The sequence below is a fragment of the Prochlorococcus sp. MIT 1011 genome (genome assembly GCF_047305235.1).
Classification (GTDB): Bacteria; Cyanobacteriota; Cyanobacteriia; order PCC-6307; family Cyanobiaceae; genus Prochlorococcus_B.
In genome coordinates, this window is record NZ_CP138983.1 from 1,368,789 (window position 1) to 1,387,131 (window position 18,343).

General features: G+C 34.5%; 19 protein-coding genes. 10 read left to right on the forward strand and 9 right to left on the reverse strand.

What is annotated here, in order from left to right; all coding sequences use genetic code 11:
• Positions 1-4 precede the first annotated feature (4 nt).
• Positions 5-814 (reverse strand): precorrin-6A/cobalt-precorrin-6A reductase, encoded by an 810-nt coding sequence (locus tag SIB75_RS08200; RefSeq protein ID WP_413682784.1) that lies wholly within the window; start codon positions 812-814, stop codon positions 5-7.
• 30 nt (positions 815-844) lie between these two features.
• On the opposite strand from SIB75_RS08200, the gene SIB75_RS08205 reads away from it, so the two are divergent.
• On the forward strand, positions 845-1,282 hold the full coding sequence (locus SIB75_RS08205; protein ID WP_413682785.1) for a single-stranded DNA-binding protein: 438 nt from the start codon (positions 845-847) through the stop codon (positions 1,280-1,282).
• A 6-nt stretch (positions 1,283-1,288) separates the two neighbouring features.
• Here SIB75_RS08205 and SIB75_RS08210 read toward each other — a convergent pair whose 3' ends face one another.
• Complete coding sequence (locus SIB75_RS08210; RefSeq protein ID WP_413682786.1) at positions 1,289-1,480, reverse strand: hypothetical protein; 192 nt, start codon at positions 1,478-1,480, stop codon at positions 1,289-1,291.
• A 53-nt stretch (positions 1,481-1,533) separates the two neighbouring features.
• Here SIB75_RS08210 and SIB75_RS08215 point away from each other — a divergent pair, with 53 nt between their 5' ends.
• From SIB75_RS08215 to SIB75_RS08225, 3 genes are read left to right on the forward strand one after another with little or no spacing between them, the layout of a single operon-like run.
• A complete protein-coding gene (locus tag SIB75_RS08215; RefSeq protein ID WP_413682787.1) occupies positions 1,534-2,097 on the forward strand; it encodes a DUF2854 domain-containing protein in 564 nt (187 codons plus the stop codon).
• The gene (argB, locus tag SIB75_RS08220) at positions 2,090-3,004 is read left to right on the forward strand and encodes an acetylglutamate kinase (RefSeq protein ID WP_413682788.1); all 915 of its coding nucleotides are present in this window, start codon (positions 2,090-2,092) and stop codon (positions 3,002-3,004) included. The genes SIB75_RS08215 and argB overlap by 8 nt, the downstream gene beginning before the upstream one ends.
• A complete protein-coding gene (locus SIB75_RS08225; RefSeq protein WP_413682789.1) occupies positions 3,005-4,096 on the forward strand; it encodes a DUF3153 domain-containing protein in 1,092 nt (363 codons plus the stop codon).
• A 15-nt stretch (positions 4,097-4,111) separates the two neighbouring features.
• Here the strand turns inward: SIB75_RS08225 and priA are convergent, their stop codons facing one another.
• Positions 4,112-6,349 (reverse strand): primosomal protein N', encoded by a 2,238-nt coding sequence (gene priA / locus SIB75_RS08230; protein ID WP_413682790.1) that lies wholly within the window; start codon positions 6,347-6,349, stop codon positions 4,112-4,114.
• 410 nt (positions 6,350-6,759) lie between these two features.
• Here priA and rpoD point away from each other — a divergent pair, with 410 nt between their 5' ends.
• Together rpoD and hemC are read left to right on the forward strand one after the other, a co-directional pair.
• Complete coding sequence (gene rpoD / locus SIB75_RS08235; protein ID WP_413682791.1) at positions 6,760-8,019, forward strand: RNA polymerase sigma factor RpoD; 1,260 nt, start codon at positions 6,760-6,762, stop codon at positions 8,017-8,019.
• A 157-nt stretch (positions 8,020-8,176) separates the two neighbouring features.
• Positions 8,177-9,124: a hydroxymethylbilane synthase gene (gene hemC, locus SIB75_RS08240; RefSeq protein WP_413682792.1), complete on the forward strand. Its 948-nt coding sequence runs from the start codon at positions 8,177-8,179 to the stop codon at positions 9,122-9,124.
• Positions 9,125-9,138: 14 nt separating this feature from the next.
• Here the strand turns inward: hemC and SIB75_RS08245 are convergent, their stop codons facing one another.
• Together SIB75_RS08245 and SIB75_RS08250 are read right to left on the reverse strand one after the other, a co-directional pair.
• On the reverse strand, positions 9,139-9,726 hold the full coding sequence (locus SIB75_RS08245) for an inorganic diphosphatase (RefSeq protein WP_413682793.1): 588 nt from the start codon (positions 9,724-9,726) through the stop codon (positions 9,139-9,141).
• 128 nt (positions 9,727-9,854) lie between these two features.
• Positions 9,855-11,384 (reverse strand): carboxypeptidase M32, encoded by a 1,530-nt coding sequence (locus SIB75_RS08250; RefSeq protein ID WP_413682794.1) that lies wholly within the window; start codon positions 11,382-11,384, stop codon positions 9,855-9,857.
• Between the two features lie 228 nt (positions 11,385-11,612).
• Here SIB75_RS08250 and SIB75_RS08255 point away from each other — a divergent pair, with 228 nt between their 5' ends.
• From SIB75_RS08255 to SIB75_RS08270, 4 genes are all read left to right on the forward strand, one after another.
• A complete protein-coding gene (locus SIB75_RS08255; protein WP_413682795.1) occupies positions 11,613-12,074 on the forward strand; it encodes a secondary thiamine-phosphate synthase enzyme YjbQ in 462 nt (153 codons plus the stop codon).
• Positions 12,075-12,093: 19 nt separating this feature from the next.
• Positions 12,094-12,381 carry a 4a-hydroxytetrahydrobiopterin dehydratase gene (locus SIB75_RS08260; RefSeq protein ID WP_413682796.1) on the forward strand — a complete coding sequence of 96 codons (288 nt, stop codon included), beginning with the start codon at positions 12,094-12,096 and terminating at the stop codon, positions 12,379-12,381.
• Positions 12,382-12,406: 25 nt separating this feature from the next.
• On the forward strand, positions 12,407-13,417 hold the full coding sequence (locus SIB75_RS08265; protein WP_413682797.1) for a CobW family GTP-binding protein: 1,011 nt from the start codon (positions 12,407-12,409) through the stop codon (positions 13,415-13,417).
• Positions 13,418-13,513: 96 nt separating this feature from the next.
• Positions 13,514-15,031 carry an ABC transporter permease gene (locus SIB75_RS08270; protein ID WP_413682798.1) on the forward strand — a complete coding sequence of 506 codons (1,518 nt, stop codon included), beginning with the start codon at positions 13,514-13,516 and terminating at the stop codon, positions 15,029-15,031.
• Between the two features lie 9 nt (positions 15,032-15,040).
• Here SIB75_RS08270 and SIB75_RS08275 read toward each other — a convergent pair whose 3' ends face one another.
• From SIB75_RS08275 to SIB75_RS08290, 4 genes are all read right to left on the reverse strand, one after another.
• Entirely contained in the window at positions 15,041-15,991 is a 951-nt protein-coding gene (locus tag SIB75_RS08275) for a lysylphosphatidylglycerol synthase transmembrane domain-containing protein (RefSeq protein ID WP_413682799.1), read from the reverse strand.
• An 11-nt stretch (positions 15,992-16,002) separates the two neighbouring features.
• Complete coding sequence (gene larC / locus SIB75_RS08280) at positions 16,003-17,229, reverse strand: nickel pincer cofactor biosynthesis protein LarC (RefSeq protein ID WP_413682800.1); 1,227 nt, start codon at positions 17,227-17,229, stop codon at positions 16,003-16,005.
• A gap of 66 nt (positions 17,230-17,295) precedes the next feature.
• Complete coding sequence (locus SIB75_RS08285; protein ID WP_413682801.1) at positions 17,296-17,937, reverse strand: hypothetical protein; 642 nt, start codon at positions 17,935-17,937, stop codon at positions 17,296-17,298.
• 70 nt (positions 17,938-18,007) lie between these two features.
• On the reverse strand, positions 18,008-18,343 hold the full coding sequence (locus SIB75_RS08290; protein WP_413682802.1) for a hypothetical protein: 336 nt from the start codon (positions 18,341-18,343) through the stop codon (positions 18,008-18,010).

Sequence of the window (18,343 nt, forward strand, 5' to 3'; positions counted from 1 at the left end):
CTTTTTATTCCATGTTAATAGATTTTAATCTTTTAATTAATGTTTCATAATTATCTATGGAATTAATATGTTTAAATTCGCAAGGTCTTTTTAACAACCAAAGTTTAATATTCATACTTATACAAATTCGGTGCCATAATAATTCATTTCCTCCTCCTGATTGCCTACAAATGACGCCATCAATATCCCATTTTTTAACAAGTGCTTTTTCAATTTTTCCATTACTAGAGACTGAAGGATTTAGCACAGCAAAATTTGTCTTTCGAATTGATGAAGACAAAGTCTTTCTTATACTTTCGGGATTAGCTAAAATTCTGGTATAAACATTAGCCCCTGAATTCCTAGAGAAAGTTATAGCTTCCTGAAGATGTCTTACACCTACAGCGAGCAAAATAGATTTATTATTTAGATCATATTTTTCCAAGTCACTAAATTTTTCTATCAAGAATGCATTTGAAATATTTTCTATGGGTCTTTCATATCTTATAAATGGTTGATCTAGTTCCTTACAAACCTTTGAAATTAAACCTGTAATGTTTACAGCAAATGGATGAGTTAGATCAATTACGCAGTGAAATCCGATTTGATTAAGTCTTTCATTTAAAATAAGATTCCGAATCTCTTCCTCAGTAATTAAGGCACCTATTAATATCTCTTCTAATTTTAAATTTTTATATGGGGTTGAAGCTCTATCCGAAACGACACTTACAGTAATTTTCCAGCCATCTTTCAATAAAGACTTAGCAAACACATGACCTTCGACTGTTCCTGTTAACAACCAAAGATGTGGCTGGCATTTTTTCCTTATATCCATCAAGATAAACCACAATAACTAAAGAAAAAAATGAACCATTGCATGCTTGAGGTCCTGGTCAAGAAAGCTCCAACAGTTCGTTTTACCCAAGACAACAAAACTCCACTAGCTGAAATAGAAGTTGAATTTGATAGCCTCCGTGCGGATGACCCTCCGTGCGCACTAAAAGTGGTTGGTTGGGGGAAATTAGCAGAAGAACTTCAAAATACAGTACAAGTTAATTCTAAATTAGTAATAGAAGGACGATTAAGAATGAATACTGTTCCTCGACAGGATGGGACTAAAGAAAAGCGAGCTGAATTTACACTTTCTAGAATTCATCCCTTTTCTTCTAATAAAGCTGTTTCTTCAATACCCTCTAAAAGCCATTCAGATCTAAAAAGCGATTCCGCAAATTACTTAAATAACGAGGGGGTCAAATGGGACAGTTCTCCATTAGTACCTGATACAGATGACATTCCATTCTAAAAAAAATCAACAATTTTCTTCAATGTATTCTGTAGCCCTGGTTAAGAGTTGACCCAATTCTCTCTCCAAAGCAGCCAAATCAGGTCTAAATTCTGGCCAGCTGCCTCTATCTAATTGTTCAAGGATCCAAGATCTATCCTTGTTTAATTTTTCAACAAGTTCATTTAACTCAGAAAATTGTTTTTGGTGTGAGGCCATGAGACTGTCTCCTGAAAACCCATCTGCCCCAGATTTTAGCCAAAATCATACTCATGAATAAACTTCTTTCACCAGCAAACCTCATCACTATCGGAGGAGCATCCCTTTCTCTAATTGGCCTAACCGCTTATTTCACTGATGCAACAAACCTCAGTGTCCCAACCTTTTTCTACGGAGTACCTATTTTCCTGATAGGAATATCACTAAAAACGACTGAAGTTCCACCTGCCTTAAGAGTAGTCCCTCCAAGTAAATTTGCTTCAGAAAGAGATAAAGCTCCTGAAGAGCTAGGAAAACTAGTTAAAGATGTGACCAGATGGCGCTATGGTCAATCTTGTCAGCTTGAAGCCTCTCTAAGAGTATTAAAGCTTTGGGACATAGACAATCCACCTCAACTTTTAGAAATAGAAGAATTGGTTAAAGATGGTAATTACGGAATACGAATGAGATTCAAGATGGCTGCTGTATCTTTAGAAAGATGGAACGCTCAAAAAGAACGTTTAGGAAGATTCTTTGCTAAAGGTTTGTGCGCTGAATTATTTTGTCCCACATCCAGTGAATTAGATTTAACCTTACTTCCACAAAAACAAGAAGAAAATCCACAAGAAAATGAATAGAGAAGACCAACAAGCTAACTCCAGTGAAAATTTCAATAAACCCTTTACGGAAAAAGATTCAGTAAGAGTTTCTGTCTTAAGTGAAGCGCTCCCTTATATTCAGCGTTTTGCAAACAAAAGGATCGTAATCAAATATGGTGGCTCAGCTATGGCGGATAAAGCACTTCAGAATGCAGTATTTAGAGATCTAGCTCTTCTTTCGTCTGTTGGCGTACAAATAGTAGTCGTTCATGGTGGGGGCCCAGAAATAAACCAATGGTTGGGGAAATTAGGAATAAAGCCTGTTTTCCTTGATGGTTTACGTATTACTGATACGGAGACAATGGATGTAGTAGAAATGGTTCTTGCTGGAAGAGTAAATAAACAAATAGTAAGTGGTATCAACAATCACGGAAGCTTGGCTGTTGGACTATGTGGAATAGATGGCGGACTTATTGAGGCAAGAACGCTTGGGGGGGGAAGTCATGGTCTTGTTGGAGAGGTTGCAAAAGTAAATACAAAGATATTAACCCCTCTTCTCGAAGGAGGTTACGTCCCAGTCATTTCTAGCGTAGCCAATTCTTCAGATAGCAGATCACACAATATCAATGCTGATACTGTTGCTGGAGAGCTTGCAGCAGCACTAGCTGCCGAAAAATTAATCCTTTTAACAGATACTCCTGGTATCTTAATGAATGAAAATGATCCTTCTTCCTTAATAGAAAAGATACGGCTATCGGAAGCCAGAGAGTTAATTGATAAAGGGATAGTTAAAGCAGGTATGAAACCAAAAGTTGAATGCTGTATTCGTTCGCTTGCACAAGGTGTTAATGCTGCTCATATCATTGACGGAAGAACCCCTCACGCACTTCTATTAGAAGTTTTCACTGATGCAGGTATTGGAACAATGGTTATGGGTAGAGGTTAAATGTCAAATATAGCTTCAGCCATAAAAGCTGCTGAAGCGGCCCTTGAGAAAGGTGATTACAATTTTTGTATAAAGATAGTTGACCCTTTGCTACTAGATTCCCAAGCAGATACCTCAATTGGAGGAAAGCTTAGACTAATCATAGTTACTGCCTACATGGGAAAAGGTGAAGAACAAAAGGCGATCAGTATTTGTCAAACATTAATCCATAATAAAAAAGAAAGTGTCCGTCAACAAGCTAAACAGCTTTTATCAATACTTGATGCTCCACAATTGCCAAGACCGTCAAACTGGTCGATAGAGATACCAAAGCTAGAGATGGAGCCATCTCTAAAATCGTCATTTAGAAAACCGAAAAAGAAGAAGGAGAGGATTAATCATCCTCCAACTGGTCCAACAAAAAGTCTAGACCTTGGATTCTCAATAATCACTTCATTAATAATTTTATTATTAACATTCCTTTTGAGTGGTTGTGTTGACATATCAACAAACTTTAGTGTTACGGGTCCAGATCGACTAAAAATTTCACTTGATATAGAGAGTAATTCTAGTGAATCAATTCCATGGCTGACGGAATTTGAAGATAATCTTACTAAAGAACATAGCATCTTAAAACTCCAAACTCATGATGGTAAGAAGCATTTTGAATCACCAACTATTCGTTTTGAAGAAGCAAATAAATTACTTCAGCAAACAGTTATAGTTGCTTCAAAGACTAGCGGATTCAATATAAATAAACCTGAAATAATTACAAACAACAGAAACTGGTTAATTGGCACTAGACAAAATTTAAAAATTTATTTTGATTTGAGAGGATTTCCAAAAATTCCTGGATTAAAAATACACATAATTACTCATGATATTGGCAATAAAAATAATTTCAAAACCAAACCTGTAGATCATACTTTTAAAAAAGGTGCAGTGTTCTTTCCCCTTGAGATTGGACAACTTAATCAACTGGAGGTTTCAAATTGGAAATGGAACCAAATTTCAGTTGGGATTATCTTGATAATTTTGTTGACTTTACTAAGCCTCTCTCTTCAGAGATTTCGCCTCCAAATGGGATTTGGGTTCCCTGAGTTACCACCATAATGAGTATAAGACTACTCATAGTTGAAGAGGGTCAGGGTCAATAGAAAGGCTTACTCCTTTTGGTAGGTCATTCCATAATTCGGGTCCATTAGGAATTGGAATTTGACTTGATTCTGGTCCATACACAAGAAGTTGCCAACGGCTTTTCCCTGCGACCCTCTCAACCAATGAAGGCGCTGGACCGACCACTTTCCAATCTTTTGCACTGCAAATATTCCTAATTTTTGAGGAGACATGAAATGCTCCTTTTGACGTCAACTCTAAAGATTCTCCAGAAAACCTTAATAAGCAAGCTCGACTATACGGAACCATCGCAGCTTCTTTTCTTGTTCTTTCCTCTTGTTTAAGAAACTCTTCGTATCTCCCATCAATCAGATGAAGAATAACAGGATGGTCAGGGCAATAAGTTTGCACTACAACCTTCCCAGGCTGCTCACCACGTCCAGCACGACCAGCCAGTTGCATGAAAAGTTGAAGAGTTTCTTCGGTAGCCATTAAATCAGGACGATATAATAAACCATCTGCTGCTAGAACGACGGCAAGAGTTACTTTTGGCAGATCCATACCCTTAGCAAGCATCTGGGTTCCTACTAAAATATCGGCGTCGCCATCAGCGAATCTTTCTAACAACAATCTATGGCCATCACGACCTCTAGTTGTATCCCTATCAAACCTTAATAAACTCATACCCTCTAGTTCTCTTTCTAAATGGTCCATAACTCTTTGTGTCCCAGTCCCAAACGGTTTAAAAGCATTTGAGCCACATTCTCCACATCTATCAGTAATTCTCGAACGAAAGTCACACCAATGACAACGTAGCCATTGATTCCCCTCTTTGGAACGATGTACAGTTAGTGCAACATCACAATGTGGACATTGAACGACCTCTCCACAAGAACGGCAACTTAGAAAGTTACTATATCCACGTCTAGGGACAAGAATAATAGCTTGATTCCCACTCTCTTTTATATTCAAAAGTTGTTTTTTTAGATATTTACTTATTAAGCTTCGATTTCCATTAGCTAACTCTGCACGCATGTCTACAACACTAACAGTTGGTAATTTACGATTCAAGACCCGTTGGTTTAATTTCGCAACAACCACATTGCCGTTGGGTTTTATATTTTTCCAAACATTTAAAGATGGAGTTGCTGTTCCAAGTATGACTTTGGCTCCGAATTTTTCTGCTCTATGAATTGCCAAATCTCTTGCATGATAGCAAGGCATTGGGGATTCTTGTTTATAAGAGCTATCATGTTCTTCATCAAGAACTATCAATCCTAAGTTAGATAATGGCAGGAAAACAGCTGAGCGAGTACCAATAAAAACACTAGGTGTTTTAGTGTCTAAAGATCTCTTCCATGTCTCAATTTTCTCTTTATTAGAACAATTACTATGATATTCAAAAACATTTAATCCGAATCTCTTTTGAAAGCGATCAACTAATTGTGGTACTAATCCAATCTCAGGTGTAAGTATAAGACAATGTCTACCTGCTGATAATTCAAGTGCTGTAATTTGTAGGTATACCTCAGTCTTACCAGAACCAGTTATACCCCAAAGCAAAAGAGCTGAACCATTTGAAAGAGACTCATATTTTTCTTTTGCTAATTTTTGCTCTAATGTTAAAGGTTGAGGATCCTCCATCTTAAATCTTTTTTTCTCATTGGATTCTTCATCACCAAGAGATTTAAAAAAAGCGGAGCGTTTTTCTCTTTCTCCGCAACCAGATGAGACAAAGTTTCTAATCAATACTGAAGAAAATCCTTCAGCCTCCAAATCTTTTTGCCATTTCCCTCCTCCATTTAATAGAAGATTTGTCTTTAATTCACTCTGTCGACTAGATATCTTTCCATCATTATTATTGGATAATTTTACCCACCAAAGTTTTTTTGATCTATTCGATAACTTCGACCTTCCCAACCAACCGGGAGGTAACGCGGTCTTAAGCATCTGAAAATCACTTACGTATAATTTATGAGCAATTTCTTCTAGCCACTCTCTCCATTCTTTTTTGATAGCTGCTTTTTGAACCAATGTTTCTACATTATTCAATGAAATAGTATTTAAATTCTCCTTTGAAAAAATTATATTTTTTTTCTTCTTAACGACCAATCCCTGCATGGGTTGACCTTTCAGACGCACTGTCACAACATCGCCTAAATCAATATCTAAATTTTTTCCATCTTGATAAGAGAAACATCGTCCTTCACGACCTACATGTAACCAAATATCAAATACAAAAGGATTCATATCATTTTTAATACTTGCCGACTTCAGAAATTTTTTCTAACATTGGATTGTGAACAGCTTTATGGCTGTTGTGGAACTTGCAACATTCCGCCCAGAGGGAAGACTAGAAGCTTTATCAAGGATAGGGAAAATCCCTTCCTTAGATAGGCCGGTCTGAGAAATCCCCTGACATCCTTGCCTACACATTTCCATCCCTCAACAAAACATCCTTCATAATTTCAAGTCCGTATTGATGTCATGTGATTTTTCGCAAGATTTATCACGATTAAGGACAATCTCAAATTAGAGTGTTTTTGTTGAATTTTTACAAATTAAATAGTTTTTCCTGAAATATTATCTCTAGGAGATTCTGACCATTTTTCGGGTAATAACCTGAGTGCTCCAACAGACCACAAAACCATTGAGAAATCATGTTAAAGGAAAAACAGACATCTAGAAATATTTCTCTTAATCAGGAAACTAAAAACAATTCAAAAAAAATTAAAAAAACAGCCGCAAAGGTAAACGTGACTAAAGAAACCCAAACTCTTCCTCAAGAATCTTCAAATGATCTAAAAATTGATTTAGATCTAGAGGCGGATAAATTGATTGCTGAAGCAAATAAAGTACCTGAAGCAGATATTGATCTGGATGATGATGACAACGCCTCAATGCTATCGAGTGCTCAAGAAGCAGCAGCTAAAGCTTTAGCAAGTATAAAAATAGGGCCAAAGGGTGTTTACACAGAAGACTCAATTAGGGTTTATCTACAAGAAATTGGTCGAATAAGGCTTCTCAGGCCAGACGAAGAAATTGAATTAGCAAGAAAGATAGCTGATCTTCTTCAATTAGAGGAAGAAGCTGCTCAATTTGAAAGTGAGAATGGACATTTCCCATCAGTGAAAGAATGGGCAGTTCTTGCAGAAATGCCATTAACTCGCTTCCGCAGGCGATTGATGCTTGGTAGACGAGCAAAAGAAAAAATGGTGCAATCGAATCTACGATTAGTAGTTTCAATTGCCAAGAAATATATGAATAGAGGGTTGTCTTTTCAAGATCTTATACAAGAAGGAAGTCTTGGTCTCATCCGTGCAGCTGAAAAATTTGATCATGAGAAAGGATATAAATTTTCAACTTACGCTACCTGGTGGATCAGACAGGCTATTACTAGAGCAATTGCAGATCAAAGCAGAACAATTCGTTTGCCTGTTCATTTATATGAAACAATTTCGCGGATCAAGAAAACCACAAAAGTCTTAAGTCAAGAGTTTGGGAGGAAACCAACCGAAGAAGAAATCGCCGAAAGTATGGAAATGACGATTGAGAAGCTGAGATTTATTGCTAAAAGCGCTCAGCTTCCCATTTCTCTTGAGACCCCTATAGGTAAAGAAGAAGATTCTAGACTTGGTGATTTTATTGAAGCAGATATAGAAAATCCTGAACAAGATGTGGCAAAAACCCTATTAAGAGAAGATTTAGAGGGTGTTCTCGCCACATTAAGTCCCAGGGAGAGGGATGTTCTAAGACTTCGTTATGGGTTAGACGATGGGCGGATGAAAACCCTTGAAGAAATTGGACAGATTTTTGATGTAACCAGAGAGAGGATTAGGCAAATAGAAGCTAAGGCTCTCAGAAAACTCCGTCATCCAAATAGAAACGGAGTACTTAAAGAATATATCAAGCTAAATTAAAAAAATAAAACTACAACCCATACTTTCCCTAGCTACAAATACAAATATTGGTAAGATCATAGATTTCAATTCACATCAACCTTATTAAATTATTTTCCAAGAATTTTAATTTGGTCAGGTTGACTGCTTAAGGTAAAGAAATAGAAAATATTTGCTAATGAAACTAGACCAACTGCGCATCGCCTCTCGCCGAAGCCAGCTGGCCATGGTTCAGACGAACTGGGTAAGAGATGAACTACAAAAAGCACATCCTGATCTTGCTATCACTATCGAAGCAATGGCTACACAGGGTGACAAAATACTTGATGTAGCATTAGCAAAAATAGGTGATAAAGGTCTTTTCACCAAAGAACTTGAAGCTCAAATGCTTCTTGGTCATGCCGAAATTGCAGTGCACTCACTTAAAGATTTACCTACGAACCTTCCAGATGGATTAATACTTGGATGCATAACAGAAAGGGAGGATCCTTCAGACGCGTTAGTCGTTAATGAGAAAAATCAAATTCACAAACTAGAGACTCTGCCAGAAGGTTCTGTAGTGGGGACCAGTTCCTTAAGAAGGCTTGCTCAATTGCGATACCATTATCCACATCTTGTTTTCAAAGATGTACGAGGAAATGTTATTACACGATTAGAAAAACTCGACTCAGGAGAATATGACTGTCTTATCTTGGCAGCTGCTGGATTGCAAAGACTTGGTTTTGCTAATCGAATACATCAGTTAATTCCAACAGATATTTCTCTCCATGCTGTGGGACAAGGAGCACTTGGCATTGAATGTGTAAGTGGTCAACAAGAGGTACTAGATATTTTAAAAACACTTGAACACGAATCAACATCCAAAAGATGTTTAGCAGAAAGGTCTTTCCTCAGAGAGCTTGAAGGAGGATGTCAAGTTCCTATAGGCGTTAGAACTGAAATTAACAACGATGAATTAATTCTTGAAGGAATGGTCGCAAGTTTAGATGGTAAAAGATTAATTAGAGATATAAAAAAAGGATCCGTAAGCTCTGCAGAGGGAATAGGAATAGACTTAGCTAATGAATTAAAAGGCCGTGGCGCAGGAGAAATATTAGAAGAGATTTTCAAATCTGCAAGGCCCTAAATCATTCAAACAGGTTAATTAATTAAATTAGGATCTATTTCAGATAAGTAACGCTTCTCGCAAGATTTGATAATCTCAACTGCTTTTTCAACACCAAAGAAGCCATTTACAGTACAAGTTCCTGGTTTTTTAAGATCTTTATAATGCTCCCAATAATAAGTTGTTTCCTTAATCCAATGCTTTCCTAATTGTTCAAAGCTTTTTATGTGATCCATCCTCTTATCATCGGCTATTACGCCAATAACTTTGTCATCAACTTCACCCCCATCATCAAAGGTCATTATTCCTATAATCCTTGCTTCAACAATTGAACCGGGTACTAACGGCTCTGTAACATTCACAATTTCGATATCTAATGGATCGCCGTCTTCGTCCCATGTACGTGGAAGACAACCATAAGCGAAAGGGTAGGCGAGAGAGGAATATCCGACTCGATCAAGCTTTAGATGCCCTGTTTCAGTAATAAGCTCGTATTTATTTATTGTATTTGAATTCAACTCAACGATTGTGTTGACTCTATGTTCAGATTCATTAGCAAACGCAGGCAAGACATGAAGCAGATTAGGCATTGTTCTGCTAGGTGCTTGGTCAAGGTTAGCCATAGTATTTTTTTATGTTCTTACATGGTAAATCAACGCAGTAAATGCAAATGAAGTTCTGGCAAATAATTTAGAAAAATTTCAAAAAAAAAATATGCTTTATTTAATTTTTATCATAATAAATATATATTTTAATTAGAGATTCTAGAAAGCTTTTCAAGTTTATTGTCTAAGTATTCAAGAAAATAATTTGGTGACAATCTTGTTCCAGAGACCTTCTTTACAAGTTCCTCGGAATCCAAACTTCTCCCATGATGATGAACATTTTTGCGAAGCCAACCCAATATTTTACCTATTTCATTAGATTCAATAATATTTTCAATCTTTCCTAAATCTTCTTCAAGAGTTTTTGTTAACTGAGCGCTAATAAGATGACCAAGTAAATAAGAAGGGAAATAACCAAACATCCCCTCACTCCAGTGAACATCTTGCAAACATCCTTCAATATCATTTCCTGGCGAGACACCTAAAAGGTTCAAATACCTTTTATTCCATTCATTAGGCAGATCGTCCACAGAAAGTCCTCTCTCTAGAAGATCAATTTCCAAGTCAGTCCTAATCATTATGTGCAAGCCATAACTAAGTTCATCGGCCTCTACTCGATTCAACCCGGGAGTAAATGGATTTAGATTGATCCATAAATCATTTCCAGAGTGAATTGGAGCACCTGCATTCTCAAAATGATGCCAAAAAGACTTTGCGAATGAAAAGCTCCTAGCAATTCTATTTTCCCAAAATAGAGACTGACTCTCATGAACAGCCATAGAAGTTGCTTGACCTAATGGCCATGCAAACCATTGGTGACTTTCAGAAGGCAAGCCTTGTTCATAAAGGGAATGTCCCCACTCATGGGCAGTAGCTAATAAGCAAGAAAGTGGCTGACCTTTAACTATTCGAGTCGTAATTCGGTAATCATCAGGACCTAAAGTTATAGAGAATGGATGAGGGGACTTGGCTATAGCTGTATTAGAAGGATCCCTAGACCAATCATTTAAAAGTATTTGACAGAGCTTTTCTTGGTCGCTATTTGCTAAATCCCATTTTCCCCTCTTTTTATTAGTTATTGTCGCAGCCTTCTGAATCAATTCTGGCAATCTTCTTTGTAAAGGTTCAAATAGTTCGCTTACACGATTAATCGTTAAGTTCGGTTCAAAAGGTTGGGCAAGTGTCTCCCAGCAACTTCTTTCTTCAGAGAGCTGATTGGATTGTTCTGTTCGTAGTGAAATTAATTTCTTGAGAGCTGGAGAAAAACTTTTGAAGTCATTATGTTCCCTAGCTTCCTGCCAACACATATAACCTTCAGATTTTGCGGTTGCAAGCGCAACAACCAAGTTAGGATCCAATCTTTTTTGCCTATTGAAATCTTGCTCAAGCAACTCAATATTTTTAAACCTATTTTTCATAAGTTCTGATTCAAAATCGTCTTTCTCTTTTAAATTTTGAAGTTCAGATTTTGCTTCTTTTATTAAAATTTCGAACTGTTCGGAACTTTGTCTTGCATGAAGTTGCTTAGCTAAAAGACTTAATTGCTCACCTCTCCAAGTTGAACCTGCTATAGGCATAGATGTATTTTGGTCCCAGTAGAGAGTGCTTTGTATAGATCCCAATAACTGCGTTTGTTTTAGGTAATCACCCAAAAGCTGCCAAGCAGACTTTGACAAAGTATTCTATTTGATATTTGTGTAATTCTAATATCCAATAGATGAAAATAGATCCATATTTCATCAATTTAAAATAATTTAAATCATAAGTTCTTAATAAAATTATTCATTATTTAAAAATCAAAAAGGTTACATCTTTTTATACGATCGAATTTAAAATACTTTAACTTAATTAAAAACAAACAAACCTGAGTGTTTAATATAGTCAGGTCATACAGTTTATTAGTAATGGAACAAATTTTATCAACTTTAGATTTTGAGACGAGAGGACAAGGTTTTACTGATATAACAAAAGACATTAATGATTGGATCCAATATAAAAAGTTTCAAAAAGGAATACTTCTTGTTTTTCTAAAGCATACAAGCTGTAGCTTAATTATTAATGAAAATGCGGATATTAATGTTCTTAAAGACCTATCAACATACATGAAAGCTATTGTCCCAGAGCAGGGATTTTATCCAAACAACAGAAGTAGTAAAAAAATCGAATATCTACATTCACAAGAAGGGTTAGACGATATGCCTGCTCATATCAGAACAATGCTTACTTCGAATAATTTAAGCTTCAGTGTTGTTGATGGTGAATTAAAAATCGGCTTATGGCAAGGCATCTATATATGGGAACATAGAACATCAAATAAATCAAGGTCATTACAATTGCATGCAATTGGTGATTTTGATTTAAATTAAAATTAAATATAAAAAACTCATGACTTCCTTATTAGAGCAAAATCAACTCGATTATTTTATAGAAAATAATCCTTCTTGGATAATAGATAATAAAACGATAAAGAGAGAATTTAAATTTGATAATTTCATTGATGCATTTGGCTTTATGACTAAGGTTGCTCTTTTATCTGAAAAAATGGATCACCATCCTGATTGGCAGAATACATATAATAAAGTTAAAATCAATCTAAGTACTCATGATAAAGGTGGAATTACTAATAACGACATCAAGCTTGCTGAGTCTATTGATAAATTAATCAACACCTAATGTATCATTAATTACTTCCATTAAAATGAACACTAATGAATCTAATATTCAAGAATATATGGCTTCCAAAACTAATATTCCTATTACAATTATATCAGGATTCTTAGGATCAGGAAAAACAACTTTATTAAATCATATCCTTACTAATCAGAAAGGCATAAAGACAGCTGTATTAGTAAACGAATTTGGTGAAATAGGAATTGATAATGAGTTAATAATTAAGACCGAAGAAGAAATGATAGAGCTAAGTAATGGATGTATTTGTTGTTCTATAAATGGTGAATTAGTTGAAGCAATAGAAAAGTTAATCAATGTCAACAAGAAGTTAGACTATATTATTATTGAAACTACAGGATTAGCCGATCCTCTACCAGTCGCAATGACATTACTTGGAAGTGAGTTAAGAGATCAAACAAGATTAGACTCTATTATAACTTTAATTGATGCTGAAAACTTTAATGATGTTGCCTTACAAAGTTCAATAGGTAGATCCCAAGTAATCTATGGTGATATTTTACTTCTTAACAAATGTGATTTAGTATCTAATAAAAATATAGAAGAAGCGATATCAAAGTTAAAAGAATTAAAAAACGATGTGAGAATTTTAAAAAGTATTAAAGGGAATATTCCTCTTAATCTCTTATTAAGCGTAGGACTATTCGAAACTGACCTAATAAATGAAAAAGAATCGGTTCATAATCAATCTCATGCACATAAACATGGACATGTTAACTCAGAAGAAGATAATAAAATTGAAGATTTTCTCTCTGTTTCTTTTCAAACTAAAGAACCTTTCTCTCTTAGGAAATTCCAATATTTTCTAGATAATCAATTACAAAGTAATGTTTTCAGAGCAAAGGGGATCCTTTGGTTCAGCGAAAGCGAGAGAAGACATTTCTTTCACCTTGCTGGTAAAAGAATCTCTATTGAAGATAGCGAATGGGGAAAAGAAAGAAATAATCAACTTGTCTTTATTGGAAAAGAATTAGATAAAGAGAAAATGCTCTCTCAATTAAATGCATGTATTGACAAATAACCACATATAGCAACTTTTAAGAATAAATTGAACAACATCAAATCCAATGCAAGGGACTGTGAAAAAGAAACTAATATTAAATTTGTCTATAATTTAATGGGATCAAATTATAGTCGATACATATTAAAGTTACTAGTAATCCTATTAACATTTTTTATTTTATGGCCGTTATTTAGTCTCGTAAAAGAGGGTTTTCTCGGTATTCAAAAAGGGGCTATCTTTTTGACGATAAACAATATTAATGAGATAAAAGGAACACTATTATTATTGATTCTTTCTCTAACTCTCGGAGGATTTTTAGGAGTAGCTAATGGTTGGATTTTAGCCAATTGCCATTTCAAAGGGAGAAAAATTCTTAGAGTTTGCCAACTAATTCCTTTCGCAACTCCAGCTTATCTTTTAGCAGCTACATTCATTGACCTAGGTAGTATAAATTCCATCAGAATAACCGGTATGTTTTGGGGTGTAGTAATAATGTCATTCACAACTTATCCATATGTATTTCTACTAAGTTTAGAAAGTTTTGAGAAAGGTGGCAGGAAGCAAATTGAGGCCTGCAGAACTCTTGGGATAGGTCCATGGAAAAGTTTTTTTAGAATATCTCTGCCAATAGCAATTCCCTCAATTACTGCTGGGTTAGCTTTAATGGCGATGGAAATAATTAATGAATTAGGTGCCGTTCAACTTTTAAATATTCCAAGTATTTCTGCTGGAATACTTGAGAGTTGGGTAGAAGAAGGTGAGCCTTCAGGTGCCATTGCTCTTGCTTTATTTACTCTGACTTTAGTTTTTCTATTAATTGCAATTGAGCGTAAATCAAGAGAGAGGAGTAAACGATGGATAGACGAAATAATTAGTGGAGACTCACCAAAATGGAAATTAAAAGGTATAAATCTATTCCTTGCTCAATTCATAACCTTTACTCCTCCAATGCTTACATTGGGCATTCCAATTACATGGGCACTAATAAATATTGATCAAATGAATCAAGGCTTTAATACAGATTTAATTGGATTAACTATTAGAAGCTTTAGTTTAGCTTTAATTGTTTCATTAATAACTATATTTATATCATTGATTTTATCAATTTCCAAGAGATGGCAAAATTATCCATGGCTCAATATATTGACCTTCTTATCCAGTATTGGCTATGCAATTCCTGGTTCTGTTTTAGCCCTTTCTCTTCTTTCCTTTAAAGGAAGTGTATGGCAAATAAACATATTAAGCTTGCTAATCTGGGGTTATAGCATTCGATTTCTTGCTGTTTCAAAAGGTGGGCTTGATGCTGGCTTTGAGAGGATTTCACCAAATATAGATAATGCAGCCATAAATCTTGGGAAGAACTGGTCAGATGTCCTTTTCAAAATACATTTGCCACTTCTAAAAGGACCTATATTTGTAGGAGCACTACTTGTTTTTGTTGACACAATAAAGGAATTACCGCTTACTTTTATATTAAGACCATTTGATTTTGATACGCTTTCAGTACGAATATTTCAATACGCTGGAGATGAAAGAGTAGCAGAATCTATCTTACCTTCATTAATAATAATTAGTCTTGGGTTAATAGCCTGTATGGCCTTAATACCAAGCTTAAATAACAGAAAAAACTAACGTAGATATTTAAACTTTAAATAATTTTTTAACTGGATAAATCATAGCTGCGAATATATCAGAGATTGTTGAAACAAGACGATAACAAAGCAATGAAGCCAAGAGAGATGCTTCTGGCAAGTCTGAACCTAGAGTAAATAGAATCACAGATTCAAAGACACCAAAGCCTCCTGGTGCAGCAGGTACTATAAGACCAATTACCCATGCCAAAGAAAAGATAGATATCAATTCACCTTGAGAAATCAATGCCCCTATAGAAAATGCATTCATACAGCATAAAAAGCCCAGAAAGCGAAACAAAACAAATATGATCTCTACGAATAGTGCCTTGTAAGGATAAAACATCCTTATTAATACATTGTTATCACTTTTTTCCTGTTTTCCGTCTTTCACATGATCAAGCTTACTGAAAAAATTTGCCTTCATTACCTTCAATTTTTTAACTAAAAATTTTCTAAATCCTGGTAAAAAGGATAAAGTAGATGCCCAGCAAAGTATATTTATAGCAATATTAAAGCTCCCAAACGGAATAAAAATTAAACCTGCGACCAGCATCAATAATGGTTCTAAGAAAATAGATTCTACTGATTTTTCAGTTGAGAGCTCAGTTCGCAAAGTATTAAATCTAGATACAAAATGCCATATTCCTCCAGGTAGATATTTATATATATTTGTAGCTAAAAATATTTTTATTATTTTCAGATTAGTAGGATTAATAACAATATTATTTATTAAAAATTTCCATGCATATGCATTAATAATTATACTAAAAAAAGTAAATAGAACTCCTCCTAATAGCCATAAGATCTCTTGCCTAGAGATTGTCTGATCAGATAAAGACTCAAAATTTCCATATATTGAAGTTCCAAGAAATGTAAAACAAATTAATGTTATCAGAAGTTTAATATTGATTTTTGAGATCATTGCAAAAACATAATTATTTTTTATAAATTGAATCATATTAAAATTAATTACGAAAAGGACCAATCATCTAATTCATAAAATTCTGATAATTCTACTATTAATTTCTGACGTATCTCTTCTATTGGAATCCCTGTATTTAAAGTTATTTGAGTCAAATCTTTATGTTCTATTTTTATTGAAATCTGACCATTTGGTCTCATCGTTTGTTTAACATTAACTTTCCCAAATTTAGTTTCATGACTTACTATTCTTCTTGGTAGTATCCAGCGGCTAATCTTATTTTCTCTTATTCCAATTGTTGTACTATAGTTAAACCAAACTTCCCTCAGTAAATTTTTATAATTGGGGTAGAGAATAGCTTGTATACATATACCTTTTCTACTTTTTTTCATGTCGACCGAATAACAAATAACATCTATAGCACCTGCAGATCTTAATCTTTCGATTAAAACCGAAACATCTTCAGGAGTAGAATCATCAATCCAAGCTTCCTGAGAAATTATAGTTTCATAAGAAGGCTTATTATTTTCTAGATAATCATCATTTTCATCTATCAACAGAACTCTTAAGAAATTAGGTCGAGAAATATTTTTACTTCCTAAGCCAATACCAATCTTTTTAATATTTATTTGATCTGATTTGGCAAACTTATCTATAAAAGTTGCTATCAATGCGATGCCAGTAGGGGTTGTTATCTCACCAAAATATTTATCATCAAGTACCATTAATGAGATTTTTTTTTGCCTCGCTATCTCTAGCACTGTAGGCACTGGAACGGGCAGAGGGCCATGGGAAGTGGAAACGATTCCTTTCCCCGAAGGTGGATTTGAAAAATAAATATTGTATGGCTTTAAAAAATCTATAGCGGAGCAAACATTAACAACATCAAGTATTGAATCCATTGAACCTAGTTCATGAAAATGAACATCTGAGATTTTATTCCCATGAACAATCGCTTCTGCTTCAGCAAGAATTTCAAAAACCCTAATAGATTTTTTTTTCACATAATCATTCAGGCTTGAATCTTGAATTAAGTTTTTAATATCATTAAGAGTTCTAGATAGTTTTTTAAATTCACTTTCATTTTTTATGCAGACAATTCCCCTTATTCCATCACTATCAGCCTGCTTAAATTTTAATTTATAATTTTTATCTATCTTTAAATTTAATAAATTATCTGCAAAAATAGAATGAGGAACACCTAAATCTAATAATGCTGATGCCAACATATCTCCAGATATTCCAAGACTACAATCAATAAAAATAGATTTCATTTATGAATATATTTATAATAAGTTTTAAAGACAAAATACATTTGAATTATTTTTTTAAGTCTAATTTTAGTTTTTAAGATTTTTTCTAATTTTATTTTTTATTGGTTGTTGAGTAATAGGCCCTATAACTTGAAAATCCTCAATCAAAAGTTGATAGTCTATACGACGAACATTAAGGCTAATAAAGTGTTTTAAATAATTAATAGGTACTTCACCTTTGAGATTAACTTTAAAAGGCAAGGCTTTCTTTTGCTGATTTCTTGGCTTTTGACGGATTTTTATAACTACTTCCTTATCTTCTGGCTTAGTAAAAACCAATTCTCCTCTTATTGAAAAATAATCATCACCTTCGGACAAATCATCGGAATCAACTTTAGGAATTGAAGCTTTATTCAATCTCTCTTTCTCAATAAGATCTTTTTTCAAAGTACTAGGTTCCCAAATACCTGTAATTTGCAAATGAAGATTTTGATTATTCCTACATCTTGGATATACGACCCAGAGATGAGGTTTTTCTAGTGAGACATGATTACGGACCAAAGTTATAACTCTTCCAAGCAAAACTGAATCTATTTCATTACCTTTAGAATCAATAAGAGCTCCACGAGTAAAGTTGTCATTATCTTGAGGCTTGTAAATACCTCTAACCATTCCGATTGCTCTGTATTGCAATGGATCAGTGACCAAGGGGATGGGATGGTTCTGCATCTATTTAATAAATGGACCATTAGTGTCTAATTTTAAATTTACTAAAATCCGACAAATACTTTTTGGGATTTTATTCATTTGGGACATTTTCGTACTCTGACTGATCAAAAGCATTGAGTGCTTCATCAAGTGCATCTGATGGAGTTGTGGCATCATCCATAGCTTCTACTTGTTTAAGACGATTCATTAAATCAAATGGATCAATAGGTAAACCTTGATCGATTTGATCTTCTGAATCAAAAGTACTATAAATATCTCTTTTCTCATCAGTTGAATAATTTTTTATTTCTGAAATTTTTGTTACCCTTAAAGAAGAAATAACTTGTTCGGCCGTAATTAAAATTGGTGTGAAACAAGCGAAAGCCAAAAAAAATTGACTATGAAAAAAACGTGGAGTTTTATTCAA